Raw genomic sequence first — 25,537 nt, 5'->3', positions numbered from 1 at the left:
TCTCACGTTGTTACTCTTGGTTGTTTAAACGCCCTGTAATTGCTTCTTTCGCAACTTCACGATCATCAAAATGATGAACTTCTTTACCAATAATTTGATACGTTTCATGACCCTTACCAGCAATAATAATGATATCATCTGCTTTCACATTAGCGATCGCATGGTGTATCGCTTCTTTTCTATCAATAATCACTTCATAATTATTCCCACTTGCACCCTGTACCATATCATCTAAAATAGCCGCTGGATCTTCACTTCTTGGATTATCTGATGTATAAATTGCATGAGTTGCATATTTTGTTGCAACACTTGCCATTATCGGTCTCTTTGTTCGATCCCTATCGCCGCCACAACCAACGATACAATACACATCACCTTTTGCAAATTGTTTTGCAGTTTTTAATACATTTTCTAAACTATCCGGCGTATGCGCGTAATCAACAATAACTGTATAATTTTGTCCGCCATCAACAACTTCAAAACGTCCTGGAACCCCAGCTAGTTCTTTTATAACAGCAATGATTGTTTGTAATTTCACACCCGAAACAAGTCCTGCTGCTGTTGCTGCAAGTACGTTATATACATTGAATTTACCTATTAATTTCATCGTAACATTTACACTTTCATACGGTGTGACAAGCGTAAATGTAGTCCCGCCACTCGTCATAACGATATTTTTTGCCATAATGTCACTTGTTGTATCAATACCATATGTTACAACTGTTGCTGCAGTACTTCTCATATACTCTTCTGTTACATTATCATCGCTATTCAGCACAGCGTACTTTTCACGATTATGATTATAACTATTGCCAAGCTGTGCAAATAGTAACCCTTTTGCATGTTTATATTCTTCCATCGTTTTATGATAATCTAAATGATCTTGTGTTAAATTCGTAAACACCGCTACATCGTAATCACATCCGTGTACACGACCAAGATCTAACGCATGTGACGAAACTTCCATTACCGTGCTGTCCACACCTTGTTCAACCATTTTTGAAAACGTCTGTTGAAGTGTTAGTGCATCTGGTGTTGTATTTTTCACCTCAAATGTTTCATCACCGATTTTCATATTAATCGTCCCAATTAGCCCTGTTTTATGACCATGTGCTCGCATAATCTCATCCATAATATGCGATGTTGTTGTCTTTCCATTTGTACCTGTAATTCCGATTAAATGTAACTTGTGTGTCGGTTGACCATAAAAATAATCAGCTAAAACCGCTAACGAACGAAAAGTATTTTTCACAAGTACAACTGGAACGTCAACATCAATTGGTCTTTCCGCAACAATAGCAGCCGCTCCTTGTGCCGCTGCTTGCTTAGCAAAATCATGGCTATCAACCGTATATCCTTTCATACATACAAATAAGCTTCCTTCTTTCACTTTACGTGAATCAGCTTCTATAGATGTGATTTCTGGATTTTCTTTTGGAACAACTGGAAAATCATGCAAACATGATAAAAGTGTATGCAACTTCATTTCACTAAACCCTCTCTACATTGTTTATTTATCTTTTTTTCAGTAAGCAACACATTACCTCCTATATAAGGAGGTAAGTGCTACTGGCCTATTTATGAATGAGACACTTATTGTCTCACATTAAGTAACTGTTCTATAAAGAACTCACTTCCACCAATTGTACCATAAAACGTACTATGTTACCTTTAATTCCCGAAGTAAATTCTAATTTTTGAGCCTTCTTTTACTTTAGCTCCCGCTTCTGGTGATTGCTTAATTACTTTCTCTCCATCTCCACTTATATCAAGCTGCAAATCGACGAGTTGTGTTTGTAAGTCTTTCTTTTTCATTCCAATTAAATTCGGAACTTCCACAGTTGGTGTATCGCCCCATTTATATTCTTTCTCAACTTGTTCTTTTCTCGGTTTCACTCCCATAACAGGAAGAGCATCTCGAAGGATATTCCCGACAATTGGAGCTGCTACCACTCCACCAAACTGTGTAACCCCTTTTGGATTATCCACAGCAACATACACAACAATCTCTGGATCATCCGCTGGAGCAAATCCGATAAAAGATACAATATAATTATTCTCTAAATATTTACCATCTTTCACCTTTTGAGCAGTACCCGTTTTTCCACCTACACGATATCCATCAATATAAGCTCCTTTACCAGAACCTTTCGCTACAACATTCTCTAATGCATAACGAACTTTTTCTGAAGTTTCCTTGGAAATAACTTTTCTTTTCTCAACAGGTGTCTTTTTACTAACAACTTGATTATTTTTTGGATCAATAAACTCCTTAGCTATATACGGCTGATACAATGTTCCACCATTTACAGCCGCCGCTACAGCTGCTACTTGTTGAATTGGTGTAACAGAAACCCCTTGGCCGAATGAAGTTGTTGCTTGCTCTACTGGACCAACTTTATCTAAATTAAATAAAATCCCACTGCCTTCACCTTGCAAGTCAATTCCAGTCTTCTGCCCAAAACCAAAATTACGAATGTATTTAAATAATCGGTCTTTACCAAGGCGATCACCAAGTTCAATAAATCCCGGATTACATGAGTTTTGAACGACTTCTAAAAACGTTTGACTGCCATGACCTCCTGCTTTCCAGCATTTCAATCTAGCTCCACCGACTTCAGCTGCTCCATCATCATAAAACGTATCCTTCTCTAAGTCTACTAAATTTTCATTCAATGCTGCAGCTAATGTAATGATCTTAAATGTTGAACCAGGCTCATACGTACTCCACACAGGTAGATTTCTGTTATACACTTCTGGAGAGACACTTTGAAAATCCGCTGGATCAAAACTCGGCCGACTAGACATACCTAAAATTTCACCATTTTTAGGATTCATTGCAATCGCAATCATACCGTCTGGATTATAAGTTGACTCCGCAATATTCATTTCTCTTTCCATAATCCTTGTAATACGCGCATCGATTGTTAATCCTAAATTTAAACCAGCTTCTGGTTTTTTGAAATCATCACCAACATTAGGCATCCTTTGTCCTTTCGCATCTGCAAAAAAACGCACATGACCTTTGTCCCCATTTAGCTCCTTATCATAATATTTTTCTAGTCCCATAAGACCTTGGTTATCGCTACCTGCAAAACCTAATACATGTGATAAAAAATTCCCAAATGGGTAGTACCGGATAGAATCCTCTGCGATATACACGCCCTTCAAACTTAAGCCTCGTACCTCTTTCGCTTTGTCATGTGATATTTTCCTTCCGCCTTTATCTAACCTTACAATCGATTCTTTTTTTGTAATCCTCTTATAAATCTCATCTTTTTCCACACCTAATACTGCAGCTAACTTCTCTGCAGTCTCTGCTGGTTTTTCAATTTGCCTCGGTACAACAAAGACAGTTGGAGCACTTTTATTCGTGGCAAGTTCCACACCATTTCGGTCTAAAATTTTCCCACGTTCGGGTTCAAAAGTAATATTACGACTCCATGAATCTTTCGCACGATCCGTTAACATATTCCCAAGAAAAAATTGCACATATCCAAGACGAATATCGATAATAGTGAAGATAAGTATACCTGATATAAGTATAAAAATAAGTCGTTTTCTAACTGTTACATTTGATACACGCATATCGGAACAAGCCTCCCTTACGCCTAGCTTGTTCCAATATATGCTTGTACTTATTTAATTAGAACTTCTTCTCTTTTACCATTACGGCTTTTCTGCTTCTTGTTGTGGTTCGAGTGGCGGTACGAGTGTGACACCTAATTCTGTACCAGGTTGTAATAATGTTCCTTCCGCCACACTTTGTTCTGTTACGTATCCTGTACCAGAAGGCTTCAAGTTAAGCTGTAATGTCTTCGCTAAATTCATAACATCACGCAGTGCCCATCCTTGTATATTTGGCATTGTAGGCTTATCTCCTACCAAGAAGACTCGGTCGCCTTTCAATGTTTGTTCAGTCGCTTTTGGTACTTGTTGCTGTACTTTCCCTTCACCTAATACGATTGGACGAAGTTTTGCTTTATCAATTGCTTTCCCCGCTTCAGCCATCGTTTTACCAGTTACATCTGGAACAGTAGTTTGTTGCTCTTTCAGATGTTTTTTCGGATCTTTCACTTCATTTGGCTTAATCTTTAAATACTCTAAACTATTTTTTGTTACATATTTAAAAATATCAGCTAAAGGCTGTGCACCGTTCTCATCATCTTTTAATTTCGGCTGTTTTACAGCTACATAAACAACAAGTTGTGGGTCGTCCATTGGTGCCATACCTAAGAATGAGAATATATAATTCTGTCTTCCTGTCATATAGCCGCCTTTTCCATCCGGAATTTGCGCTGTACCTGTTTTACCACCAACTGAATATCCATCAATTTTATAAGCTGTCCCTGTACCTTTCGGAGATGTAACAACACGTTCTAATAACTGTCTTACTTGCGCTGCTGTTTCCTTTGTAACAGGTTTTCCTACTTCTTCTGGCTTATGTTCTAATTTTACTTTCCCTGTTATCGGATCTACAATTTTATCAATTGCATAAGGTTTCATCATTTTCCCATCATTTGCAATAGCTGTTGCAGCTTGTACAAGCTGAATTGGTGTTACAGTGGAACCTTGTCCAAAAGCTGTTGTCACTTGTTGTATTTGCTGATCAAATAAAATTGTATTCGATCCTTCACCTGATAAATCAATGTTCGTTTTTTCATCTAATCCAAAACTATGAATATATTTTCGGAAACGTTCTGGACCAAGTTTTTGATCTCCTAAAATTGCAAACGCTACGTTTGAAGAACGTTCTACCCCTTCATCAAACGTGATAGAGCCCCAACCAGCACCGCCGTTATGATCTTTTATTTTCCTATTTCCGACTTGATATGTCCCGGACTGATAATAATCTTGCCCTTTGTACACACCTTCATTAATAGCTGCCGCTAACGTGAAAATTTTCATTGTTGATCCAGGTTCAAATGCATTGGCAATTGCGTCATTGAAGAAATATTTAATTTGACGATCATTAGGGTCATAACTAGGTTTAGTAGACGTCGCTAATATTTTTCCAGTTTTCGGATCTGCAACAATCCCTATTAAACTTTCTGGTTCATATTGCTTACTTGCTGCTTTCATCGCGTCTTCTAAATAACTTTGGACACGGTGATCAATTGTTAAATACGCGTTATCTCCATTTTTAGGTGCCTTTACATTAACTTTTCCACCATCAAGAGACACACCTTTACGGTCACCTGTATATGCTACTTCTCCGTTAGAAGCACTTAAATATTTATCCAAGCTTTTCTCTATGCCAAATTGACCTACCGAGGTTCCATTCTCATTTGGTTTTGCATGACCTATAACGTAAGATGCGAAATCACCGTTTGGATACACCCTTGCATTTTCTGTAATAAAAGATATTCCCGGCAACTTCAACGCTTCTATTTGTTCCTTCTTTTCTTTCGTCAAATCCTTACCTAACGTTCCAAATTCGACTTGACTTCTACCTTCCTTATTTAAAGAAGCTAAAATATCCTCTTCGCCTTTTCCAAGTACTCCTGCAATTTTCTTTGCAGTATCTTCTTTATTCTCAACAGAGTTAGCACCTTTTAGGGCGGCTACTATTTTATAAGAGTTTGCGTCTTGCGCTAACACATGACCGTTTTGATCATAAATGGTTCCTCTGTTCGCTTCAAGAACTCCTGTTTTACTATGCTTTTGTTTAGCAAGTGCATCTAAATCTTGATTATGAACTGTTCCTGTTGATTGTATGTAAAAAAATCGGGCTAATAACAGCAAAAAGAGCAGGAGGAAAAATATCATAAAATAACCTGCTCCCTTATTGGTATGAAATTTAGTCATATTCTTCTTCATCGTTCCTTCACACCTATTGCCTTATTTGAGGCCTTTCACATTATTCGCATTAATTTCTAGCCCGTGTTTTTTTGCAACTTCAGCGATTCGTTCATAGCGACTTAACTTCTCTACTTCAGCTTGTAATTCTTGATTTTCTTTTTGCTGCTGTACAATTTTTTCTTCTATCGTCGCTGCTTCTACATTAACTTGATAAAGGCCTGCTTTATTTCCAATAAACGCGACACAGGCATACAATAAAAAGCCAATAAACGCTACATACAACAGTTTTTCGATTCTTGTAATTTTCGCTTTAACTTTCGGCTTAACCATCTGCTGTGGGGGCGTTTGAATTTGCACCTCTTCTTGCGCTTGTTGTTTGTACTTTACAGCTAAATTAGTCATACCTCTCTCTCCCTTTTATCGTTTTTCAGCGATTCTCAACTTCGCAGAACGCGCACGATTATTTTCTTCTAGCTCTATATCAGAAGGTAAAATCGGTTTTCTTGTAATAAGCTTTAATTTTGGCTTAAATTCATCAGGAATAATCGGTAATCCTGGCGGCAATTGTGGCGTTGTACTATTTCGCTTAAACGTTGTTTTACAAATACGATCTTCTAATGAATGGAATGTTATAACACTAACTCTTCCACCTGGCTTAACCATCTCAATAGCAGATTCCAATGCTTCTTCAAATACTTTTAATTCATCATTTACAGCTATACGAATTGCCTGAAACACTCGCTTAGCAGGATGCCCACCAGTTCTACGAGCAGGAGCCGGAATACCTTCTTTAATTAGCTCTACTAATTCTCCTGTCGTTTCAATAGCTTTATTCTCACGATAAGCTTCAATTTTTCTTGCAATTTGTTTTGAAAATTTCTCTTCACCGTATTGGAAGAAAATCCTTACAAGTTGTTCATATGACCAACTATTTACAACATCATATGCTGTTAATGGGGCATCTTGATCCATCCGCATATCTAACGGTGCATCATGATGATAACTAAAGCCTCGCTCTGGTGTATCTAATTGTGGGGATGAAACACCTAAATCAAATAAAATACCGTCTACTTCTGTTATACCTATTTCCTGCAGTTTTTCAGCTAAATAGCGGAAGTTACTCTTTACTGTTATAAACTGTTCACCGTATGAAGAGAACTTTTCTTTCGCGTTTTGAATCGCTATCTCATCTTGATCAAACGCTATTAATTTTCCACCTTCAGTTAATTGGGATAATAAATAAGAACTATGTCCTCCTCCCCCCAGTGTACAATCTACATATGTACCATCTGGCTTTATATCTAAGCCGTCTACTGTTTCCTTTAAAAGCACTGTTACGTGTTTAAACATTGTTGCACCTACTCTTTTTCCAATTAATTATGTTGAATGTATCCCTTCCTCTAAACACATCTTTCACGCTTAGAGAATGAAATAATACGAAAGAACGACTCATTTAACTTACCAATAAAGGCAACATACTATACAAATCGCTATTTTCTTTTATTATATACTAAATTTTATCATCTTTTGCGGGAATTTAAATAAAAAACTGTCGAAAAAGCGAATAATACGTTTACATTTTGTGCTATTTTGTCATATATTTAAGTATCCAACACAATTATCACATCTATTTTTTTGATTGATAATTCAGAAAAAAATCACTTCACAGTAAATTCAACGGAATAAAAATAAAATCCTGCTCCAAGGAGCAAGATTTTATAGTTTTATAACATGATGTTTTCCGTCCCAAGAAAAAGGGTTTTCCATTACACGATCAACGAAATCCAAACCAAACTGATTTAAATAATAACATACATTCCACACACGTTCTTGCGGCGCACCTAATGGACGAAGTGCGAATTGTATACGGCGAAATTTATTTAGCTGAACCTCATACTTTTTCTCAACATTTCTTTTCAACATTCTTTCCAACAGTTCAATTTGTTCATTAATTTTCAATTCGTTTTTCCCTGCAAACGCACTTAACCCCGGCTCTATTTTCTTTACAAATTGCTGTAAAGATGTATGAATATCGGCAATTTCTTTTTTCGCCTTTTCAAAATGATTATCAATCGGTTCCTCTATTTGATTAGACAACCAGTTTTCACGCAGTTTATCGACATCATTTAAAAACGGATCACTTTCTCTCAATTGCAGATCGAATAAATCTGTCGCTATACATCTCTCCACATAAGTAATTGTAAGACGAGGAACGACAGGTGGCATTTGAAAACCGACAGTATGGAATACTTGTTGTAATTCACTCCAATAAGCTAATTCCCCTGGACCTCCAATAAATGCGAGCGTAGGAAATACATACTCTTGCATAAGAGGACGTGTTACAACATTATTACTAAAACGTGCCGGATTTCTCTCCATCTCTTCAATCAACTCTTCGTATGAAAATGAATGCGCCCCATCCTTTCCAACAAACTTACCTTGATGCTCTTCAAGCAATACTCGTTCATTATCTATTTCCATAAATATATGCACTGCATGAGACTTCGTTTCAATAATCGGTTTGTATCCTAGTTCTTTAATTACTTCCTGCTGATTACGAAGGCCCTCTTGTACCTCTTTATACTTACTTATAATTCGCTTAAAAAATGGAATTTCTAACTTTCTTAATTCAGGATGATGTGAATCAACAAGGATTAAACCAGAATTAGCAAAGATTTTCGTAATAAGATGAGCAAAGAAATCTACATACGTATTCGATTTTTCCAAAGCATCATCAACAAATTTTAATACATCCTTTGTAAAATTTGTTTCTGGATATGTTTTAAAAATCTCTTCAATCCAATTTCTACAATCTTCAACAGAAAGTTCAGACTCAGAAGCACTCGCCTTTTTCGGATTACGATCATAAAAAATAGTTTTTTTCATCTTTTTATTTTTCGCTAAAAAAGTATGGTTAATCTCATCCATATCATGGTCTTCACCCGCAATCCAGAAGACAGGGACAACTTTCACCCCTAAACTTTCTTCTTTTTCCTTTGCAAGCTTTAAAATTGAAATAACTTTATGAATTGTATAAAGCGGTCCAGTTAATAACCCCGCTTGTTGTCCAGCTATTACAACATATGTATTTTCATCTCCAAGCGCTTTTACATTTTGAAGTGTAGATTCTCCCGCTTGTAATTTTGTATTATATTCTAATAAATGCGCTACTACATCTTGGCGGAAAAACTCCCTTTCACGCAAATCATGTAAACGCTGTTTAAAAGCATCTTCTGTTAACATATAATCAAAACATGACTGTATCTCTTTTTTACCGTTCATATAGTCCGCTACAACACCTTGTTGCGGAACAGAGATTTCTTTTATCTCCATATAATTCTTCCTTTCGTATCCAGTTCTCTCACCAATCCACATTGTAGTCAATGTTTCACGTAAAAGCAAAGAATAACACTTATACTCTTGTTTCTAACCCTTTTATTGCATCGAACAAAAATTGAAGTGTCGGAACTGGTCGTTGCTGTTTCTTAGCCTCTTCTAATACATATCCAACAATCGCATTAATTTCCGTCTGTCTATTCGCTCTTACATCGGCTAACATAGAGGATGTATTACGAGACGTTCCTTCACACACATTGCGTACCATTTGCCATACCATCTCTTTTTCTCCTCTAATAAGAAAGGCGACCTCCTGAAACACTTGCTCCATCATTTGATAAAAAAAACGATTCTTGGTTAATTCACCATTCTTAACTCCCAATAACGCCGTCAACGGATTGATACATACATTTACCACTAATTTTTTATGCATAATCTCTTTCCAATCCGTTTCTATTTGAACTGGAAAATAAGACACGGGAAAAGAATGGAATACACTTTCGAAATGTATAGATTGACCACAAACCACTCCAAATTTCGTTACCCCAACTCCAGTATGATGAACGATATGCCCTCCCTCTTTTTTCGCACCATGTTCTACAATACCAACAGCTATATTTTCACACCCTATGTTCAGCATCTTTTGAAGATGTGACATTCCGTTTTGCAAAAAGATTAATGATGCTGCCCCTTCCACAAACGGTAGTATGTCATCTATATGATATTGCTTCACAGCAATAAATATATAATCTAAATTTTGCGCTACCATACTTTCTATCGGTAAAACAGATGGATATACTGTTTCACATGTTCTATCTCTAATACAAGTTACACCTGTTTCATTTAACTCTTCAGCCTGCTTAGCTGTTCTTGTAAACAACGTAACATTTTGGTTACTTTTTTGTAAATAAAATGTATACAATAGACCAATAGCACCTGGTCCGACAATTCCAATTTTCATTTTCACACAAGGGATTCACATTAAGCGCCCTTGCCGCCCCCCTTTTTTTATATCTTTTTAAAGTACATGAGCACGCCCTATAATTTCGTTGTCCTCTGCCAAACAAATACACTCTCATTTTTCACTACGTATATACTGCCTATTAATACACTTATACTCTTAGTTTAGCAAATCCTCAAAAAAATAATAAAAGAAATATACTATCTTCTTCATAAAAATAAAAAAATGAGTTATACTATTATTGTAAATATTTTTACTTTTCTGCATTCAACGAGATAAGAAAAGGATGTGATGTAATGGGATTCCCAAAAGTTGAGCGCTTGCTCATCAATTATAAAACGTTAGATGAATTTAAAAAATTTAAAGGGTGCGGAGCCCAAGAACTATCTATGCTGGAAGAATTGCAAGCAAACATTATTGAAAACGACAGTGAATCTCCATTTTACGGTATTTATTATGGCGGATCACTAATTGCACGTATGAGTCTATATATGAAAAGAAACGGCGGAGAACCATTCGAAATTACAGGTCCTTACCTAGAACTTTATAAACTTGAAGTATTACCAACTTTTCAAAAACAAGGATTCGGGCAAATGCTTGTAAATCATGCGAAACAAATGCAATTTCCTATTAAAACGATAGCGCGTATTCATTCATCTGGTTTTTGGGATAAATTAAGTTTCAACCCCGTATCAGTAACTGATGGAGATTTTTATATTTGGCATCCAGAAACAAATTTGAATGCGGTTACAAACGAAGAATCGGCTTAATAAATAAATAAATAAAAAAAACAGCTGTATAACAGCTGTTTTTTATTTCTTAAGCTTCTCTAACTTTTCATTCGAGCGAGCGTTGTTTCTTTCCACTACCATTACACTTCTTTTTTGATCGATATAATCAAGTAATGTTCTATACTCTTCCTCATATACTGATAATCGCTCCAGAAGACGCTCTCTTTCTGTTTGTAATGATTCAACTTGTTGTTGCAACACCGTTAAAGAGTTTTCATCTTTATAATTTTGCAAGAAGTCAATAACATCATTCAACGTAATTGACGTAGGTTCTAACACCTTCGTCTCTTTCACTTCATAATTTTCTACTTTACGAAGTTGCTTTGCTTCCTCAATACGTTCTTTATATTGCTTTCTTACGTAAGAATTCCATCTAAATCCACATGCTGCTGGTGTACGTGATAAATTTTTTCCCACTTCCTTAAAGGCAGAAAGTTGTGTTCCACCTTCTCGAATATGCCGGAGTACTACTTCTGCCAGAAGCAAATCTTCATCATCAGTCCAAGCATCTTGTCTTGTTGTCGCCATCTCTCTAGTCCTCCCTATGCATTTTTTATTAAGCATATGCAGTTACTAGAAGAGATAGAATACAACAACTAAAGATTAAGACAAAAAAAAATAAACGCAGAAGATATCTTCTGCGTTTATTTTCCCGCAATTACTTGCTGATTACTTCTTTACCTTTGTAAGTACCGCATGCTTTACATACACGGTGAGCTAATTTCGCTTCACCACAGCTTGGGCACTCTACCATACCAGGTACTGATAATTTGAAATGCGTACGACGCTTTCTTTTTACTGTTTTAGAAGTTCTTCTAAAAGGTACAGCCATTCTTCCCACCTCCTTAAAAGAAATAGTTATTTTCATATGAAGGCCTGAACCAGTCTTCCGATTATTTGTCAAAAAACTTTGCAAGTCCTGCCAATCTTGGATCAACAGTCTTTTCTTTGTCTTCTTCCGAAATCACTTGCCAGTCTTGACCTTGCGTCGGTGCTCCACCAGAAACATCATCACTGAAAATTTGCATTGGAATCTCCAAAAGTATATTTTCCTTGATTACGGGCAGTAAGTCAAGTACTTCTCCTTCTAAAGAATGAATTTCAGCTTCAGTTTCAAATTCTTCTTGTGAAGTTTGGAACACCTCAGTTGTTTTAATGTCAAATGGTAATGTCACATCTACTAAAGAGCGAGAACATGGTAAAACCATGCTTCCAGTTATATGTAGATGAAACGTAAACTTACCGGAGCCAAAATCAACTCTTCCCATTACATGCACAGGATTAATTTCACGAATATCTTTCTCGACCTCTTTTAGCTCACTTACATCTACCATCTCATCCAATGTCAATCCTTTATTTCTCAATTTATTCAATTGATGGATGGACCATTTCATATCATATCACCTCAAGGCAACAAACAAAATTATAGCTAGCCATTTTATATTTGTCAATGTTTTTTCTTTACAATATAATGAAGTCATCATAGTAAATAATATATAGAGTATCACGTTTTTCAAAAAGATGCTACATCGAAAGGAGAGATTACCATAAAAGCTGGTGGTATTGTTGTTGAATATAACCCTTTTCATAACGGTCATCTTTATCATGTGCAACAGACAAAAAAGTTAACACAATCCGATATAATAATTGCCGTTATGAGTGGTCCTTTTTTACAGCGTGGTGAGCCCGCACTCATTTCCAAATGGTATCGCACTAAAATGGCCTTAGCAAACGGCGTAGACCTTGTTGTAGAGCTTCCATACGTCTTTGCAACACAAAAGGCTGAAACCTTCGCAAATGGTGCTATTTCCATTTTAAATGCCCTACGTGTTTCTGAAATTTGTTTCGGTAGTGAGGATGGACAAATCAAAAACTTTTATAATACCATCTCCGTACAAAAAAACGAAGAAGAGACTTTTAACTGCCTTGTAAAACAATTCATGGACGCTGGTAATAGTTATGCAAAAGCAACATCAGATGCTTTCTCACACATTTTAACATCCGAAAACAACATTGATATGTCACAACCAAATAATATTTTAGGCTTCCAATATATGAAAGCAATTCTGTCACAGAATAGTTCTATACAAGCTCAAACTATACAAAGATTTGCCTCTCATTATCATGATGAAACATTTAATGACCAATATATTGCAAGCGCGACAAGCATCCGAAAACAACTCTTTAGCGAAGAAGGATCATTTACAACAATTGAACCTTTTCTCCCACAGGCAACCACTTCGCTTTTAGCAAATTACAAACAAAACTACGGGATATTACATAATTGGGAACAATACTTTTCATTTTTTAAATATAAACTCATGACGATGTCTCCAGGGGACTTACGACATATATATGAAATAGAAGAAGGTTTAGAGCATCGTATTTTATCAAAAATACAAAACAGTTCCTCCTTCTATTCATTCATGGAAGCATTAAAAACAAAACGTTATACATGGACTAGATTACAAAGAGCTTGTACACACATTTTAACAAACACAACAAAAGAGGAAATACGTAGCGCAAATATAGAACAACACGCACCATATATCCGCCTGTTAGGCATGTCACAAAAAGGACAAACTTATCTTTCAAAAAACAAGAAAAAAATCGAACTTCCAATCCTTACTCATACAAAAACATTTGACCATGCCGCTTTAGATATAGAGAAAAAAGCAAACTCTGTATATTTCTCCATCATGCACGAACCGTTACGCACGCAACTATTAAAACAGGATATAACACACCATCCTATTCGCTATGATGAAACAACTACAAAATTCCTATAAAAAAACCTCTCTATTTCAGAGAGGTTTTTTCCTTATCCATCTTTTCTAAATATGTTAACGCATCATCCAGCGTATCCACTGGTATAATTTTCATTTTTGTTTTAATATCCTTTGCAGTCTCAAGTGCATCTTTATAGTTCGATTTCTCCGCACCTTTTTCATTTGGCGCAAAGAACACTTCAGCCCCGGCATCGCTAGCAGCCACCACTTTTTGATTTATACCACCAATTGGGCCCACTTCTCCTTTTTCATTAATTGTACCTGTTCCAGCTATCTCATGTCCTTTTGTTAAGTCTTCTTCCACAAGTTGATTATATATTTCTAATGTAAACATTAAACCTGCGGATGGTCCACCAATTTCATGAGAATTAATTTTCACTTTCGGATCGACCACTAATTCTCTTTCCGTAACGATAGAAACACCTATACCGACACGTCCATTTCCATTAGGAATCGTCTTTACATTTAAATTTTCTTTCAATTGTTTTCCATTTCTCATGTACTCAATACTTACAGCATCGCTTTCTTTTTTCCCAGTCATATATTCAATAAATTGCTCCGTCTTTTCAAATGTTTTTCCGTCAACAGCTATAATAACATCACCAAGCTTAAGCTTTCCTTCTGACGGCATTCCTTTTGCCACACCAGCAACTAATACACCTTTATTTTCAAAAGAAACAGAGCGATTTGCACGTTTATATGCATTATAAATTGCGGCATTTTGTGAATCTTTCATCGCATAATTTTGGCGAAATTGATATTCTTCATCACTCTCACCTTTTTGCAATATTTCTTCCGCTTTCGAAATATGTGTATATTTATTAAACTGTGCCGCTATTAAATTCACCACATTTGCTGGCCCCATTGAAACCGTAACAAGCATAAAATCACCAGATTCTTTCGTTCCACCCTCAACTTGAACGTAAGGCTCTAATTTGGCAGCCATTCCTGGTTTTGTTACATAATACGGTAAACGTACGTAAACAAGTAACATCGCCAATATAACCCCTATTAAGATTGCATATATAAACCGAAAACGCTTAAACATTATGTTTCTCCTTCCACTGCTCAATTAATAAATAAATATTTGAAACATGTTTTTCCGCTTCTACTTCTCCAACTCGAATAATGTCTTCAATGTTCGTAAAAGCACGTGAACTAAATTGCTCTACAGCTGGTCGCATCATTAAATCCGATGCAATTTGCCGATTCATTACAAGCTCATGCTGCATAATTTCAATACTTTGCATGATTACGTCATAAATGGACGTAACATCTCCATTCACCTTAATTGGAGATACATCAACAGCGATAACAATATCGGCCCCTAACTCTTTTACAACCGATACTGGGATGCGATCAATAACTCCACCATCCACTAATAATCGTCCATCTATTTTTTCTGGTACAAACACTCCAGGAACAGATATGCTAGCCCTCACCGCATCTGCAACTGGCCCACTTGTAAAAACCACTTTTTCCCCCTTCAGTATGTCAGTAGCCACAACAGCCGTCGGGATATCTAACTCTTCTAAATTTTTATTATATGTAAACATTTTAATCATATCTTTGACACGTTTTCCAGCAATAAATCCCATTTTTGGTACCGTGAAATCTAAATAATACTTCCGCTTAAAAACAGATGCCAATTTATACAATCTTTCAACGTTACTACTTGCCGCATAAAACGTACCTATTAGCGCCCCCATACTACTTCCTGCAATCATATGAATAGGGATATCCGCTTCCCTTAAAACCTTTATTACACCAATATGAGCAAACCCTTTCGCTCCTCCAGACCCAAGCGCTAAACCAATCTTTGGTTCTTTCATTTTTCTCACCCTTTAATTTTTTTCATTCCTTTTTCATACTTATGGTCTAAATTCACTACGTATCCACGTATACTGAAATGAACGTTTTTTGGGACAAAGGGGGATTTACTTACATGTATGAAAAATGGAAAACCGCTTTCCTTACCATATCAACGCTATTTTTAACCTTTTCTCTTGTACTCCACCCCCAAGCCGCTTTGCAAGCTTCTATTCGCGGGTTAAATATATGGTGGGAAGTTGTATTCCCTTCACTACTACCGTTTTTCATCATTGCAGAACTTCTAATTAGTATCGGTGTTGTAAAATTTATTGGCGTTATATTAGAACCACTCATGCGCCCACTTTTTCGCGTTCCAGGGATAGGTGGATTTGTTTGGGCCATGGGAATGGCTTCTGGTTTCCCTGCAGGCGCCAAATTAAGCGCTAGACTACGAAAAAGCAATCTTTTAACTCAGATTGAAGCGGAGCGCCTCGTTTCTTTCACAAATTCTTCTAATCCACTTTTTATTTTCGGTGCTGTGTCTATCGGTTTTTTTAATAATCCGAAATTAGGAATTATATTAGCGGCTGCCCATTATTTCAGTAACTTTGCCGTCGGATTAATTATGCGTTTTTACGGACATAATACCGCTTACAAAAATAATACACACACTACAAAAAAACGCCGCTTTCAAAACCCTTTTTTAATTCTTCACGAGACGCGCTTACAAGAAAAAAGGCCAATCGGTAAATTACTTGGGGATGCTATCGTTTCTTCTATTCAAACATTACTTATGATTGGCGGATTTATTATTTTATTCTCTGTGTTAAATAAAATGATTACTGTATTCCACATTACAGCAGCTCTTTCTTTTATTATGCAACATATTTTATCATTCTTCCAACTAAGTACGGATTTTAGTATACCTATATTATCAGGTATTTTCGAAATGACACTCGGAAGCCAAATGATTAGTCAAATAAATGAAACACCGCTCTTACAACAAGCTATGGTAACAAGCTTCATTTTAGCATTTAGCGGTCTTTCTATTCAGGCACAAGTTGCTAGCATATTAGCTGAAACAGATATCCGATTTAAACCCTATTTTTTCGCACGAATTATTCAAAGTATTCTTGCCCCTATTTTTACATTTGTATTTTGGACACCATTTTATGAGAAAGTGAGTTCTTTCTCACCTATACCAAAAGATATTCCTGTATTTTTATCCAAGCATCCTTCTATACTACATGAAATTTGGACATCTTTTATACATTACGGACCAATTTTTACATTATTTTGTCTATACTTATATATTATTTTATTATTTTTGCGCACGTATAAAGAAAAACCCCGTTCACTTTAACGGGGTTTGAAACTTTTCTTTTAAAGCACGCTCCACAATAGGAGGTACAAGATCTACTACACTTCCTCCATACCTCGCAACTTCTTTCACAATACTCGAGCTTAAAAATGAATATTGGTTGTTTGTCATAATAAAAAATGTTTCAATATTTTCATCTAATTTTCGATTCATAGAAGTAATTTGCATCTCATATTCAAAATCAGAAACTGCTCGTAAACCACGTAATATTGCATTTGCATTACGCATTTTTGCATACTCTACTAACAGCCCACTATGCGAATCTACTTTTACATTCGGGATATCCTTTGTCGCTTCTCGAATTAGTTCTAATCGCTCTTCAACTGAAAAGAATGGTTTTTTTGATGAATTGTTTAAAACGACTACGTACACCTCATCAAATACTTTTGCTCCCCTTTTAATAATATCCAGATGCCCAAGGGTAATTGGATCAAAACTTCCTGAAGAAATAGCTATACTTGTCATTCTGTCCCCTCACCTTCATACTTATAAATCGATATTGCAGTAATCCCATAATTCTCAGCTCGTACTTTCACAAGCCTGCCTATTGAATTAGGTAAAACCACATCATTACCATGCTCTGCCATAATTAATCCATCACTATGCAGCAATCCATGTTGATCCATTACACTAATTAAAGATACAATTTTTTGCTCTTTATATGGAGGATCTATTAATATAAGATCGAATGACATTTCACGTTTTATTAGCGCCTTTACTGCACGTTCCGCATCATTTCGATATACTTCAGCTTGTTCCTGTATTCTACAACTTTCTAAATTTTGATGAATTACTTTTATCGCTTTACTATCCCTATCAACAAAAATCGCTTTATCGATCCCTCTGCTCAAAGCCTCAATTCCAAGACCACCACTACCACCAAATAAATCAAGGGCAATACCACCATCAAAATAAGGACCTATCATATTAAAAATAGATTCTTTTACTTTATCTGTCGTTGGACGTGTTGTATTACCAGGAACCGCTTTAAGTGGGTGTCCTTTACATTTTCCTGAAACTACTCTCATCTGTTGTCACTACCTTTATTTCAATCTATCGAGCGATTATACAAAGCCATTCCCACTTCGGTAACCGTTAACAAATTACATTCACCTAAATATCGGAAAACTCACCATCAAATAACCGCTCATTATTTTTATGTATTCATCTCATCATTCACTAATATGAATCCAATATGTATATTAGTTCCACTTTATCTTTTTTATCCTATCACAAAATAAAAAAAAGAAAAATAAAAAGCCCAACATAAAATTTAATTTCATTATGTATATCTTCATTTAGATTGGACATAAATAATTATAACAACATCACCTTCGATGTTGTTGCCAACCGCGGAGAAGACTTACGTTTCCCCATAAGTTCTTCCTCCGGTTTCTCCTCTCCCTTTTCCTTCTTACTAGTACATGCTAGTATAAGAAGGGCCCTGCTATGCAGGGTTTTTTTTCTTTGTGTGCTTTTCATTTAAAAAGTGAAATGGTACAGTAAAAGAAAGAGGAGGAAAAAATATGATTCAACGCTTTATAGAACTCGGAGAAGGCTACTCTGATTTATATGAATTACTTGAAATTGCCAAAACAAATCAAGAACGTATAGCACATATGTTACAATTTGAAACGATAAAAAACGATAAAAAAGTGTGTTCGCTTGTTGTAATATTAAAACCAACTACTACTGGTGATTTCCAACCATTATACATATGTCGTGAAGGCATTCCTGTATTTGAAAATAAAAAAAGTAAACGTGTCATTTTATTTGAAGAAACGGCAGAGCAACTCGGAAAAAAAGTGGCTACTTTTACTGTAAAGCCATCTACAACTTTCCCAGAAAAAGAACTATTTTTTAATCATTTAATTGGCATTTTACGAATGAACAATTTCATTCCTCCGATGAAATAACACTTTATTTCAATTAAAAAATCCCCCGCTAAACTTAGCAGGGGATTTTTTCTATTAGCTATAATCGTATTCTTTTGCTCGATCAGGACGGGAATTTTCAAATTCCGTTTTTAAATACGGGCGATACGACTGTTCTATCTTTTTCACAAAAGGAAGTTTGTTCAACTTATGCATCATATGCTCAATTTGTTCCATGTCACAATATACTACAGCATATTTTAATCGTTTTGATATGTAATGTATGTTACCATATTTCCTTAAAATCTTGGCATGTTTCAATGAATGTAAATAAACAATCATACTTTGTCGTTGCCCGAACATAATCTTCTCCATCTTCTCCTTTTAAAAACATATATTTTATATTCTATGAAAACCAATCAGAAATTTATAACATTACAGGACAAACTCTGTATACGTTTTCTTCCAACTTCTAAAAAACGGGGTACATCACCCCGTTTTTTTACAACCACAACCTCCGCCAGTACCACAACCTCCACCACAGCCACCAGCATCAAAGAATGGATTTCCTGTTGGTACTTTAATGGAAGAAGACACTTCCGAACCGATTGCTACACTAACTTCATCTAATAACTTCTGCAAAGCAGTTTCTGCTCTTTTAAAAGCTGCAACCTTATCATGTAAGTCCACAGAACGCTTTAATTCTCTCATTTTCATTGATACGGTAGTGTAGTCAGGATGGTATTTTCCAAAACGCTGTACTTCCTCATACCGTTCTTTCATCGCTGTAAATTGCTGAATTAACGTCTGAAGTTCTATATCTTCATGTAATTCTCTATAATACTTACGATAATCTTCTGCTATATCTGAACAGATAATCGCTTTTGCAAGCTGCTCTGCCTTATCTAATATTAATACGCTTTCTAGCGTCGCTACAATCATGAGAGACACCTCCGAGTATCCATCATACCACATTTAGATTAGAACTACTAATTGAAGTGACTTACTCAAAAGAAAGATATAATGAAACTATTTTCACACTATATCCGTACACACTTATACATTAATATGTTCCGCTATATTATATTTAAGAACATCCCATTTCCCACTATTTTGTTTCACATAACTAATACACGCATTTTTTAATGGTGTCTTAAATGTAATTTCATCTGGTTCAATGGCATGTAAAATTGCTTTTATCGCGTGTGAGTGAGCAACAATAATAATACGTTTGCCAAAATGAGTTGTTGCAACATCTTCTAAAGCAGCAAAGCAACGAGCTACAATCTCTTCATCTTGCTCCATACCTTCTACTTTACCCTCAGCAATCAACTCTCTAACAGTCGCAACTGGCTTCCCTGAAGCTTCTCCAAAATTCCGTTCAACAAATCGATCATCTAATAAAATCGATTGTAATCCAGCCGCCTTTGCGATTTCATTAGCCGTTTCTTGCGCTCTAATTAACGGGCTACTTATAATGATATCCCACGTTTCTTCTTGTAAAGCAGCTGCACTTTGACTCGCTTGCTTCTTACCAACTTCATTAAGCGGAATATCTTCTCGCCCCTGAATAATTTCTTGAAAATTCCAATCAGTTTGTCCATGTCGTACTAAACAAATTTCCGTCATGCTGCAACTCCTTTTTAAATAATCAATCTCTATTGTAACAAAAGTTCTGCATGACGGACATATTTTTCACTTGCAATTAGGTTGCATTTTGTTGCTTCATATACTGAAACATATCAATCATGATCGAAGCAACAGCCAATTGATTTTGAAATTTTTCCACTTTATCTGGTATTGTTTTTTTGAAATGTTGCATCGCCGCTAACTCAAAAGCCTCTTTTTCTTCAGGATTTCGTGTTAATTTTCTATACCAGTACGGTTGCTCTCTAATATAGCGAGATAAATCCTCATCAGCCTTTATAAACTCCATAATTTCTGCTCTCATCATCTTTCCCCCCTAATCCTTTTGAAAGAAAAAAGGGTTATTTTCTGAAGTACTTTGTTCTTGCTGCGTACGGTTACCTTGAAATTGCTGAATAACTTGTTGCACGCTCCCAATAGCACTCGTCACATTGGCTAAATGGTTCTGCATTTGTTCCACGTCCAACTTTTTAAAAAAAGAAAGCATTTGCCCCATCACATCAGCAGTTTTTTCCTCTTCAGTTCGATTATCTTTTTCTTTTTTATTTTCTTTTACCGAAGAAAACGCAGGCGCTCCATCCGGTCTATAAGTTGCCCATATTGGATCTTCTTCACCAAGTAAGTACCATTCTTCATAAAATTGTTGCCAAGTTTTGTGACCATTTCTAACCTCATGAACCATTTTAGGGTGATGGTTTACAAATTCTTTAAACTGTTGAACCGATGGATGTAACGGCCCTTTTGTTGTTGGCATAATCCTCACCTCTCCATGTATATCTACTATATAGTAAGAAAAAAAAGGCACATGGTTCGCCTATTTTCAGACGATTCATGCACCTTTTTTTCTGCTATTTGCATACGGTCAGATTCCCACCTACAATTCAGTGAATACGAAGTAACTAATTAGGTGATGTAACACCCCACCGCTTACAGTTTCGCTTTATTTTCGAATAAAGTTTTGTGTATACAATTTATCGTATACACCAACACCTAATCCTGTAAATTGTTCATTTAATAAATTCTTTCTATGCCCCTCACTATTTAACCAACCTTGCACTGCCGCAATTCCATCACTATGTTGCGCCGCTATGTTCTCACCAGCAAGTTGAAATCCTACTTTCCCGCGCTGCAATCGATCTCCTAGCGTACCTAATGTAGGTGAGTCATGAGAAAAATAATTATTGTCTTTCATATCTTTACTGTGACCAACAGCAACATCTGCTGTTTCCTGATCCCATGTTAATAATGATAATTTATGACGACTTCGAATGATATTTGTTAAATCAAAAATTTGTTGCATATTCCCATTTTCTACTTGTTTTATTTTTTCTGGAGTCAATGGTTGTTCTGCTATTAATTCACCTGAATAAACGAGCTGATACGGTCTTTGGCGTAATAATGTTTCATCATCCATATAACGAACACCCACAAGCTCATGTGTAAATTGATCAAAATACAATTGCGCCCATCCATCTTCTACAGGTATTAACGGTTGTTCCATGACTTCGGTATCAGATAGTTCAAATTGATAACTATTTTTCCCTCTTTTTAACGCAATTTCATGCGAAGGCGGACTTTTTTTATATACTTCTTCATATTTTTCATTTATATAATAAGGTGGAACCTTAACTTGTTCACCAGCAGCATACGCCGTTACAACTTTACGTTCAGAAACTCCAAATTGAGCATACTGAGTTAAATCCTGATTGTATACCCACCATTCATATCCGTATGCAGACGGCTCTATTCGAGAGGGTTCTCCCCACTTCGCCAATAAATTTTCAGAGTCTTCACCAATCATATTTAAAACAGTGTCTGAGGAGTCTTCCTTAATTTGCTTTTTCTTTTTCACAATTTTATTTTCTTGCTTTGATTGAGATGGGGTTAATATATATTGTGAAACGAGTAATTTTCCGTATAAATCAACAGCTAAAATTAAAAATGTAATCATTACGATACGCAATAATTTCTTCAAACGATATACCTCCTGAACAAAACATAAAATTGAGATATACACAAATCCTTTTCTTTCTTTTTGTGTGTACCGTACTCTTTTCACTATATCATATTTTCGTGAAAAAAGTCTGGATTATCCCTTTTCTCTCAATATGAATTGCACTTTCTTATTATTCATACTATTATAAAAATAATGGTGTAACATTAAAAAAGGAGGTATTATATGCAATTTACAAATACGAAATTTAATGGAGCCGTCGTTGAATTAACTCTTTTAACTGAAATCATGGAAAACAACCACTTCGTACTTGCTGGACAGTGGGATTATGAACGGGTTACATACGATTATAAATTTGAAATATTAAAGGATATTTATTATTTACGAGTGCAAGGAGTTGCTGTTGAAGGTGACATCGGCAGTAGACACGCTGAAGTAAAACTACTCCCCCCCTTATTAGGAAAACATTATTATCCTCACGGCGTTGAATATGGCGATGATGAGACTTTCCCAACGAATGTACTTCAAAAAAGTGAACAACTCCTACAAAATGTCGAAAAAGAGTTAAAAGAACTTCAAATTATTGATTAACAAAAACAAGCGCATCAATATGATGCGCTTGTTTTATTTCCCTTCCCTAAGAATGAATCGTTTTTTTTACTGGATATCCATAAATAGATCCATCTTTTACTTTAATCTCATCTTCCCAAGGAACCTTATATTTACCTTCAGCTAAATCTTTTATAAACGTATATGGGTTTTCTTTCACCCCACCAGGAGTTGCTACATATCCTCTTGAACCTAGATTATATATATTATTTTCTAATCCCCATCCTAATCTAGCCTGATCTGCTAGTTCTGGATATACTTCAGCAGTAACAATCTCCCAAGGATTTCGATGCCCCTGTACTAAAGTAGTCCCATCAAAATTACATACTTGTCCTTCACCAAAGTAATAAAATACACCATCATAACCCGCTAAGTTTACCGACAATGTATACATTAAATTCTGCCATGCATTTGAACGATTGGTTAGCATCCATTGTTCACTAACTTGTGTGCTATATCCAGAAATACGAACCAAGACATTTGCACCTTTATAGGCCGCTTCACGAGCTACTTCAGGGAACATGCCATCATGACAAATACAAACAGCTAATTTACTTCCTCCAGGTCCAACACAAACAGGTAAGCCTAAATCTCCAGCTTTCCAAGGCTCGACTGGTACCCAAGGATTTAGCTTACGATACTTCAAAATCATTTCACCTTGTGGATCAATAATAACTGCTGTATTATATGGCTCTCCACCACCAGGATTTTTTTCCATTATCGAAAAAACACCATATACTTTAGATTCTTTACATGCCTCAGCAAATAAGTCGGTTTCTGGCCCAGGCACTGTACATAAAAATTCTTCTGTGGTCCATTTTTTTGTATTGAGCCCTTGTGTACTATATTCAGGAAATACTATTAATTCTAATCCAGGATAACCTGATTTGGTCGAATGAATTGTTTTTATGATTTGTTGAATTTGTTTATCAATGTCCGCACGTGACTCTACTACTGGTACTGGATATTGAATTAGTGCTGTCAAAAAACCACTAATCGGCTTTACCATACTTCCACTACTACCCATTAAAATTCCCCCTTAAAATAGTTCGTGTTTATTAAAGATAACAATATATATTTGTAACTCTCTAAAAAACTTGCACTACATATGGAATTATTACGCATGAAAGCTAGTAGTAAATTTTATATCCACTTTTAGTACACGCCTACACTAACTTAACATAAAAAGTCAGAAAATTCAACCTTATTGAAAAGAGCTAAAACTAAAAAGAAAAAGCGCATGGAATCCCATACACTTTTTCACTTAGTCTGTAAATACGGCGGCAATTGTTGCAACTGCTCCTTATCCTTTTCACGTTCTCTACGTGCCCACCTAAAGAATACATAGCCTATAATTGTACCGTACACTATTTCCTGGACAATTTTCATTATGATACCACCAGTTTGCTGGTCTTGTACAACTGGCATCCAGTGCAAAAATTCTGGTCCCGTTATATTTAAATCTGATAAAGTGCCCGCTGGTACACATAGTTCCATCGCTTTCATCCAAGCAGCCGGATCCGTATACGTTGCAAATAACGGGGCTGTCGCAAAAATGATTAACGCACAAGCAGGCGTTAATAATATACCGTTAGCAAACATATAACCAAGTTTCTTTATATCACTTAACGTTTGATATTCTGGTAATGGATTTAACATCGGCCACCACATCATAATTGCTGTAAAAAACAATATAGCTAAACAAATAGGATGAGCTATTTGACTTTGTTTTACCGTATCAAAAACAACTGGTAAATGATAAAAAGAAAACAGGCCGTTAAATACAAACAACGCAATAAGTGGTTTAGCAAATACCTTTAATATAATTTGAACGAACTTAAAAGAAGTAATGTAACGATATAACCAAATCGGTATACCAAGCAACAGTAACGGTGGAACTGCAATATACATGACTGCCATTTCAAACATATGAGCACTAAATATAATATGGCCAATTAAATCAATAGGCCCTCCCTTTACAAAATACAAAAGAACAATACCAGTCGTAAAATAAAAAATTTGCTTCTTACTTACCTTCGTCGCATTTTCAAATCGCATTCTATATGGACCAATAATTAAGAAGTACCCAATAAGAATCGACAGCATAAATATTAAAAAGATTGGACTCCATAAAGCCTGAAATCCAAATATCCACAAGTTACTCATTTTCACACCTACCTTCGTAAGGTTATCCATAATATGAAGAGGGAGCTGTGACAACACAAGCTCCCTTATTTTTCACTTTTCAAATCCAGACGATTGTCATAAATGCTAAAATTGTAATTAACCCTATTAGCAGACCAGAGTATAGAAAGAAACTTACTGCTTCATGTCCTTTATGACTCATATGCATAAAATAATACAATTGAAAAATTACTTGTACCACTGCTAATAGTAAAATAAATGGAACAGAGAAAGTCGGACTAAAAGTTTTTGGATACGCCACTGCTACAAATGCAACTAATGTTAAAAAAATCATTAATGCAAACGTAATAACTTGATGCTTCATTTCCTCCGCACTTTTTCTCTTCCGATAAACAAGATCAACTTTAGGATTATTCGTTTGCTTTATCGCCATTGT

General features: G+C 35.8%; 28 protein-coding genes. 5 read left to right on the top strand and 23 right to left on the bottom strand.

The features are described 5' to 3' along the window. Positions 1-10 precede the first annotated feature (10 nt). From murE to panE, 7 genes are all read right to left on the bottom strand, one after another. Positions 11-1,486 carry a UDP-N-acetylmuramoyl-L-alanyl-D-glutamate--2,6-diaminopimelate ligase gene (murE, locus tag MHI28_RS27615; RefSeq protein ID WP_000766292.1) on the bottom strand — a complete coding sequence of 492 codons (1,476 nt, stop codon included), beginning with the start codon at positions 1,484-1,486 and terminating at the stop codon, positions 11-13. Between the two features lie 185 nt (positions 1,487-1,671). Beyond that, positions 1,672-3,588: a stage V sporulation protein D gene (locus tag MHI28_RS27610; RefSeq protein WP_001266235.1), complete on the bottom strand. Its 1,917-nt coding sequence runs from the start codon at positions 3,586-3,588 to the stop codon at positions 1,672-1,674. Positions 3,589-3,669: 81 nt separating this feature from the next. Beyond that, positions 3,670-5,820, bottom strand: a complete 2,151-nt coding sequence (locus MHI28_RS27605; RefSeq protein WP_000739962.1) for a penicillin-binding protein — start codon at positions 5,818-5,820, stop codon at positions 3,670-3,672. Positions 5,821-5,841: 21 nt separating this feature from the next. Further along, the gene (gene ftsL, locus MHI28_RS27600) at positions 5,842-6,204 is read right to left on the bottom strand and encodes a cell division protein FtsL (RefSeq protein WP_000182806.1); all 363 of its coding nucleotides are present in this window, start codon (positions 6,202-6,204) and stop codon (positions 5,842-5,844) included. A 15-nt stretch (positions 6,205-6,219) separates the two neighbouring features. After that, positions 6,220-7,152, bottom strand: coding sequence for a 16S rRNA (cytosine(1402)-N(4))-methyltransferase RsmH (gene rsmH, locus MHI28_RS27595; RefSeq protein WP_000472508.1), 933 nt, complete (start codon positions 7,150-7,152; stop codon positions 6,220-6,222). A gap of 366 nt (positions 7,153-7,518) precedes the next feature. Further along, positions 7,519-9,135 carry a bacillithiol biosynthesis cysteine-adding enzyme BshC gene (bshC, locus tag MHI28_RS27590; RefSeq protein WP_000403044.1) on the bottom strand — a complete coding sequence of 539 codons (1,617 nt, stop codon included), beginning with the start codon at positions 9,133-9,135 and terminating at the stop codon, positions 7,519-7,521. A 79-nt stretch (positions 9,136-9,214) separates the two neighbouring features. Continuing rightward, on the bottom strand, positions 9,215-10,099 hold the full coding sequence (gene panE, locus MHI28_RS27585) for a 2-dehydropantoate 2-reductase (RefSeq protein ID WP_002082267.1): 885 nt from the start codon (positions 10,097-10,099) through the stop codon (positions 9,215-9,217). 296 nt (positions 10,100-10,395) lie between these two features. Between panE and MHI28_RS27580 the strand changes: the two genes are divergently transcribed. Continuing rightward, complete coding sequence (locus MHI28_RS27580; RefSeq protein WP_000506698.1) at positions 10,396-10,869, top strand: N-acetyltransferase; 474 nt, start codon at positions 10,396-10,398, stop codon at positions 10,867-10,869. 42 nt (positions 10,870-10,911) lie between these two features. Here the strand turns inward: MHI28_RS27580 and MHI28_RS27575 are convergent, their stop codons facing one another. The 3 genes from MHI28_RS27575 to MHI28_RS27565 form a co-directional block, all read right to left on the bottom strand. After that, a complete protein-coding gene (locus MHI28_RS27575; RefSeq protein ID WP_000246470.1) occupies positions 10,912-11,418 on the bottom strand; it encodes an RsfA family transcriptional regulator in 507 nt (168 codons plus the stop codon). A gap of 130 nt (positions 11,419-11,548) precedes the next feature. Continuing rightward, positions 11,549-11,722 carry a 50S ribosomal protein L32 gene (gene rpmF / locus MHI28_RS27570; protein WP_001984764.1) on the bottom strand — a complete coding sequence of 58 codons (174 nt, stop codon included), beginning with the start codon at positions 11,720-11,722 and terminating at the stop codon, positions 11,549-11,551. A gap of 61 nt (positions 11,723-11,783) precedes the next feature. Continuing rightward, positions 11,784-12,284 carry a YceD family protein gene (locus MHI28_RS27565; protein WP_000872137.1) on the bottom strand — a complete coding sequence of 167 codons (501 nt, stop codon included), beginning with the start codon at positions 12,282-12,284 and terminating at the stop codon, positions 11,784-11,786. A 213-nt stretch (positions 12,285-12,497) separates the two neighbouring features. On the opposite strand from MHI28_RS27565, the gene MHI28_RS27560 reads away from it, so the two are divergent. Further along, the gene (locus MHI28_RS27560) at positions 12,498-13,679 is read left to right on the top strand and encodes a nucleotidyltransferase (protein ID WP_003307657.1); all 1,182 of its coding nucleotides are present in this window, start codon (positions 12,498-12,500) and stop codon (positions 13,677-13,679) included. Between the two features lie 10 nt (positions 13,680-13,689). Here the strand turns inward: MHI28_RS27560 and MHI28_RS27555 are convergent, their stop codons facing one another. Then, the gene (locus MHI28_RS27555) at positions 13,690-14,727 is read right to left on the bottom strand and encodes a SepM family pheromone-processing serine protease (RefSeq protein WP_000476296.1); all 1,038 of its coding nucleotides are present in this window, start codon (positions 14,725-14,727) and stop codon (positions 13,690-13,692) included. Next, complete coding sequence (locus MHI28_RS27550; protein WP_000662584.1) at positions 14,720-15,511, bottom strand: patatin-like phospholipase family protein; 792 nt, start codon at positions 15,509-15,511, stop codon at positions 14,720-14,722. Before MHI28_RS27550 ends, MHI28_RS27555 begins: the two co-directional genes overlap by 8 nt. Before the next feature lie 113 nt (positions 15,512-15,624). Here MHI28_RS27550 and ylbJ point away from each other — a divergent pair, with 113 nt between their 5' ends. After that, positions 15,625-16,854, top strand: coding sequence for a sporulation integral membrane protein YlbJ (ylbJ, locus tag MHI28_RS27545; RefSeq protein WP_000273087.1), 1,230 nt, complete (start codon positions 15,625-15,627; stop codon positions 16,852-16,854). On the opposite strand, the gene coaD is transcribed toward ylbJ, so the two are convergent. Next, positions 16,846-17,337 carry a pantetheine-phosphate adenylyltransferase gene (gene coaD, locus MHI28_RS27540; RefSeq protein WP_000200601.1) on the bottom strand — a complete coding sequence of 164 codons (492 nt, stop codon included), beginning with the start codon at positions 17,335-17,337 and terminating at the stop codon, positions 16,846-16,848. The genes ylbJ and coaD overlap by 9 nt on opposite strands. Beyond that, positions 17,334-17,900 carry a 16S rRNA (guanine(966)-N(2))-methyltransferase RsmD gene (rsmD, locus tag MHI28_RS27535; RefSeq protein ID WP_001266977.1) on the bottom strand — a complete coding sequence of 189 codons (567 nt, stop codon included), beginning with the start codon at positions 17,898-17,900 and terminating at the stop codon, positions 17,334-17,336. Before rsmD ends, coaD begins: the two co-directional genes overlap by 4 nt. Positions 17,901-18,398: 498 nt before the next feature. Here rsmD and MHI28_RS27530 point away from each other — a divergent pair, with 498 nt between their 5' ends. Continuing rightward, positions 18,399-18,788: a DUF7147 family protein gene (locus tag MHI28_RS27530; RefSeq protein ID WP_000616017.1), complete on the top strand. Its 390-nt coding sequence runs from the start codon at positions 18,399-18,401 to the stop codon at positions 18,786-18,788. A gap of 54 nt (positions 18,789-18,842) precedes the next feature. Here the strand turns inward: MHI28_RS27530 and MHI28_RS27525 are convergent, their stop codons facing one another. From MHI28_RS27525 to MHI28_RS27500, 6 genes are all read right to left on the bottom strand, one after another. After that, a complete protein-coding gene (locus MHI28_RS27525) occupies positions 18,843-19,109 on the bottom strand; it encodes a YlbG family protein (RefSeq protein WP_002082261.1) in 267 nt (88 codons plus the stop codon). Positions 19,110-19,235: 126 nt separating this feature from the next. After that, positions 19,236-19,688: a YlbF family regulator gene (locus tag MHI28_RS27520; protein ID WP_000634361.1), complete on the bottom strand. Its 453-nt coding sequence runs from the start codon at positions 19,686-19,688 to the stop codon at positions 19,236-19,238. Between the two features lie 114 nt (positions 19,689-19,802). Then, positions 19,803-20,375: a histidine phosphatase family protein gene (locus MHI28_RS27515; RefSeq protein WP_000134944.1), complete on the bottom strand. Its 573-nt coding sequence runs from the start codon at positions 20,373-20,375 to the stop codon at positions 19,803-19,805. A 76-nt stretch (positions 20,376-20,451) separates the two neighbouring features. Further along, positions 20,452-20,697 carry a YlbE-like family protein gene (locus tag MHI28_RS27510; protein ID WP_001200990.1) on the bottom strand — a complete coding sequence of 82 codons (246 nt, stop codon included), beginning with the start codon at positions 20,695-20,697 and terminating at the stop codon, positions 20,452-20,454. Between the two features lie 12 nt (positions 20,698-20,709). Continuing rightward, the gene (locus tag MHI28_RS27505; RefSeq protein ID WP_001143333.1) at positions 20,710-21,147 is read right to left on the bottom strand and encodes a YlbD family protein; all 438 of its coding nucleotides are present in this window, start codon (positions 21,145-21,147) and stop codon (positions 20,710-20,712) included. 186 nt (positions 21,148-21,333) lie between these two features. Beyond that, a complete protein-coding gene (locus MHI28_RS27500; RefSeq protein WP_000735372.1) occupies positions 21,334-22,368 on the bottom strand; it encodes a CAP domain-containing protein in 1,035 nt (344 codons plus the stop codon). 204 nt (positions 22,369-22,572) lie between these two features. On the opposite strand from MHI28_RS27500, the gene MHI28_RS27495 reads away from it, so the two are divergent. Then, positions 22,573-22,938: a YugN family protein gene (locus MHI28_RS27495; RefSeq protein ID WP_001160945.1), complete on the top strand. Its 366-nt coding sequence runs from the start codon at positions 22,573-22,575 to the stop codon at positions 22,936-22,938. Positions 22,939-22,984: 46 nt separating this feature from the next. Here the strand turns inward: MHI28_RS27495 and MHI28_RS27490 are convergent, their stop codons facing one another. The 3 genes from MHI28_RS27490 to ctaF form a co-directional block, all read right to left on the bottom strand. After that, positions 22,985-23,983 carry a formamidase gene (locus tag MHI28_RS27490; protein ID WP_000535811.1) on the bottom strand — a complete coding sequence of 333 codons (999 nt, stop codon included), beginning with the start codon at positions 23,981-23,983 and terminating at the stop codon, positions 22,985-22,987. A 233-nt stretch (positions 23,984-24,216) separates the two neighbouring features. Beyond that, positions 24,217-25,122 carry a cytochrome c oxidase assembly factor CtaG gene (gene ctaG, locus MHI28_RS27485; RefSeq protein WP_041488175.1) on the bottom strand — a complete coding sequence of 302 codons (906 nt, stop codon included), beginning with the start codon at positions 25,120-25,122 and terminating at the stop codon, positions 24,217-24,219. A gap of 79 nt (positions 25,123-25,201) precedes the next feature. Then, entirely contained in the window at positions 25,202-25,534 is a 333-nt protein-coding gene (ctaF, locus tag MHI28_RS27480; RefSeq protein ID WP_000985704.1) for a cytochrome c oxidase subunit IVB, read from the bottom strand. Between the last annotated feature and the right edge of the window lie 3 nt (positions 25,535-25,537).

The sequence above is a fragment of the Bacillus sp. FSL K6-0268 genome, assembly GCF_038005425.1.
Classification (GTDB): domain Bacteria; phylum Bacillota; class Bacilli; order Bacillales; family Bacillaceae_G; genus Bacillus_A; species Bacillus_A thuringiensis_S.
The sequence above is the reverse complement of the archived record's forward strand: the minus strand, read 5'-3'. Positions and strand labels throughout refer to the sequence as shown.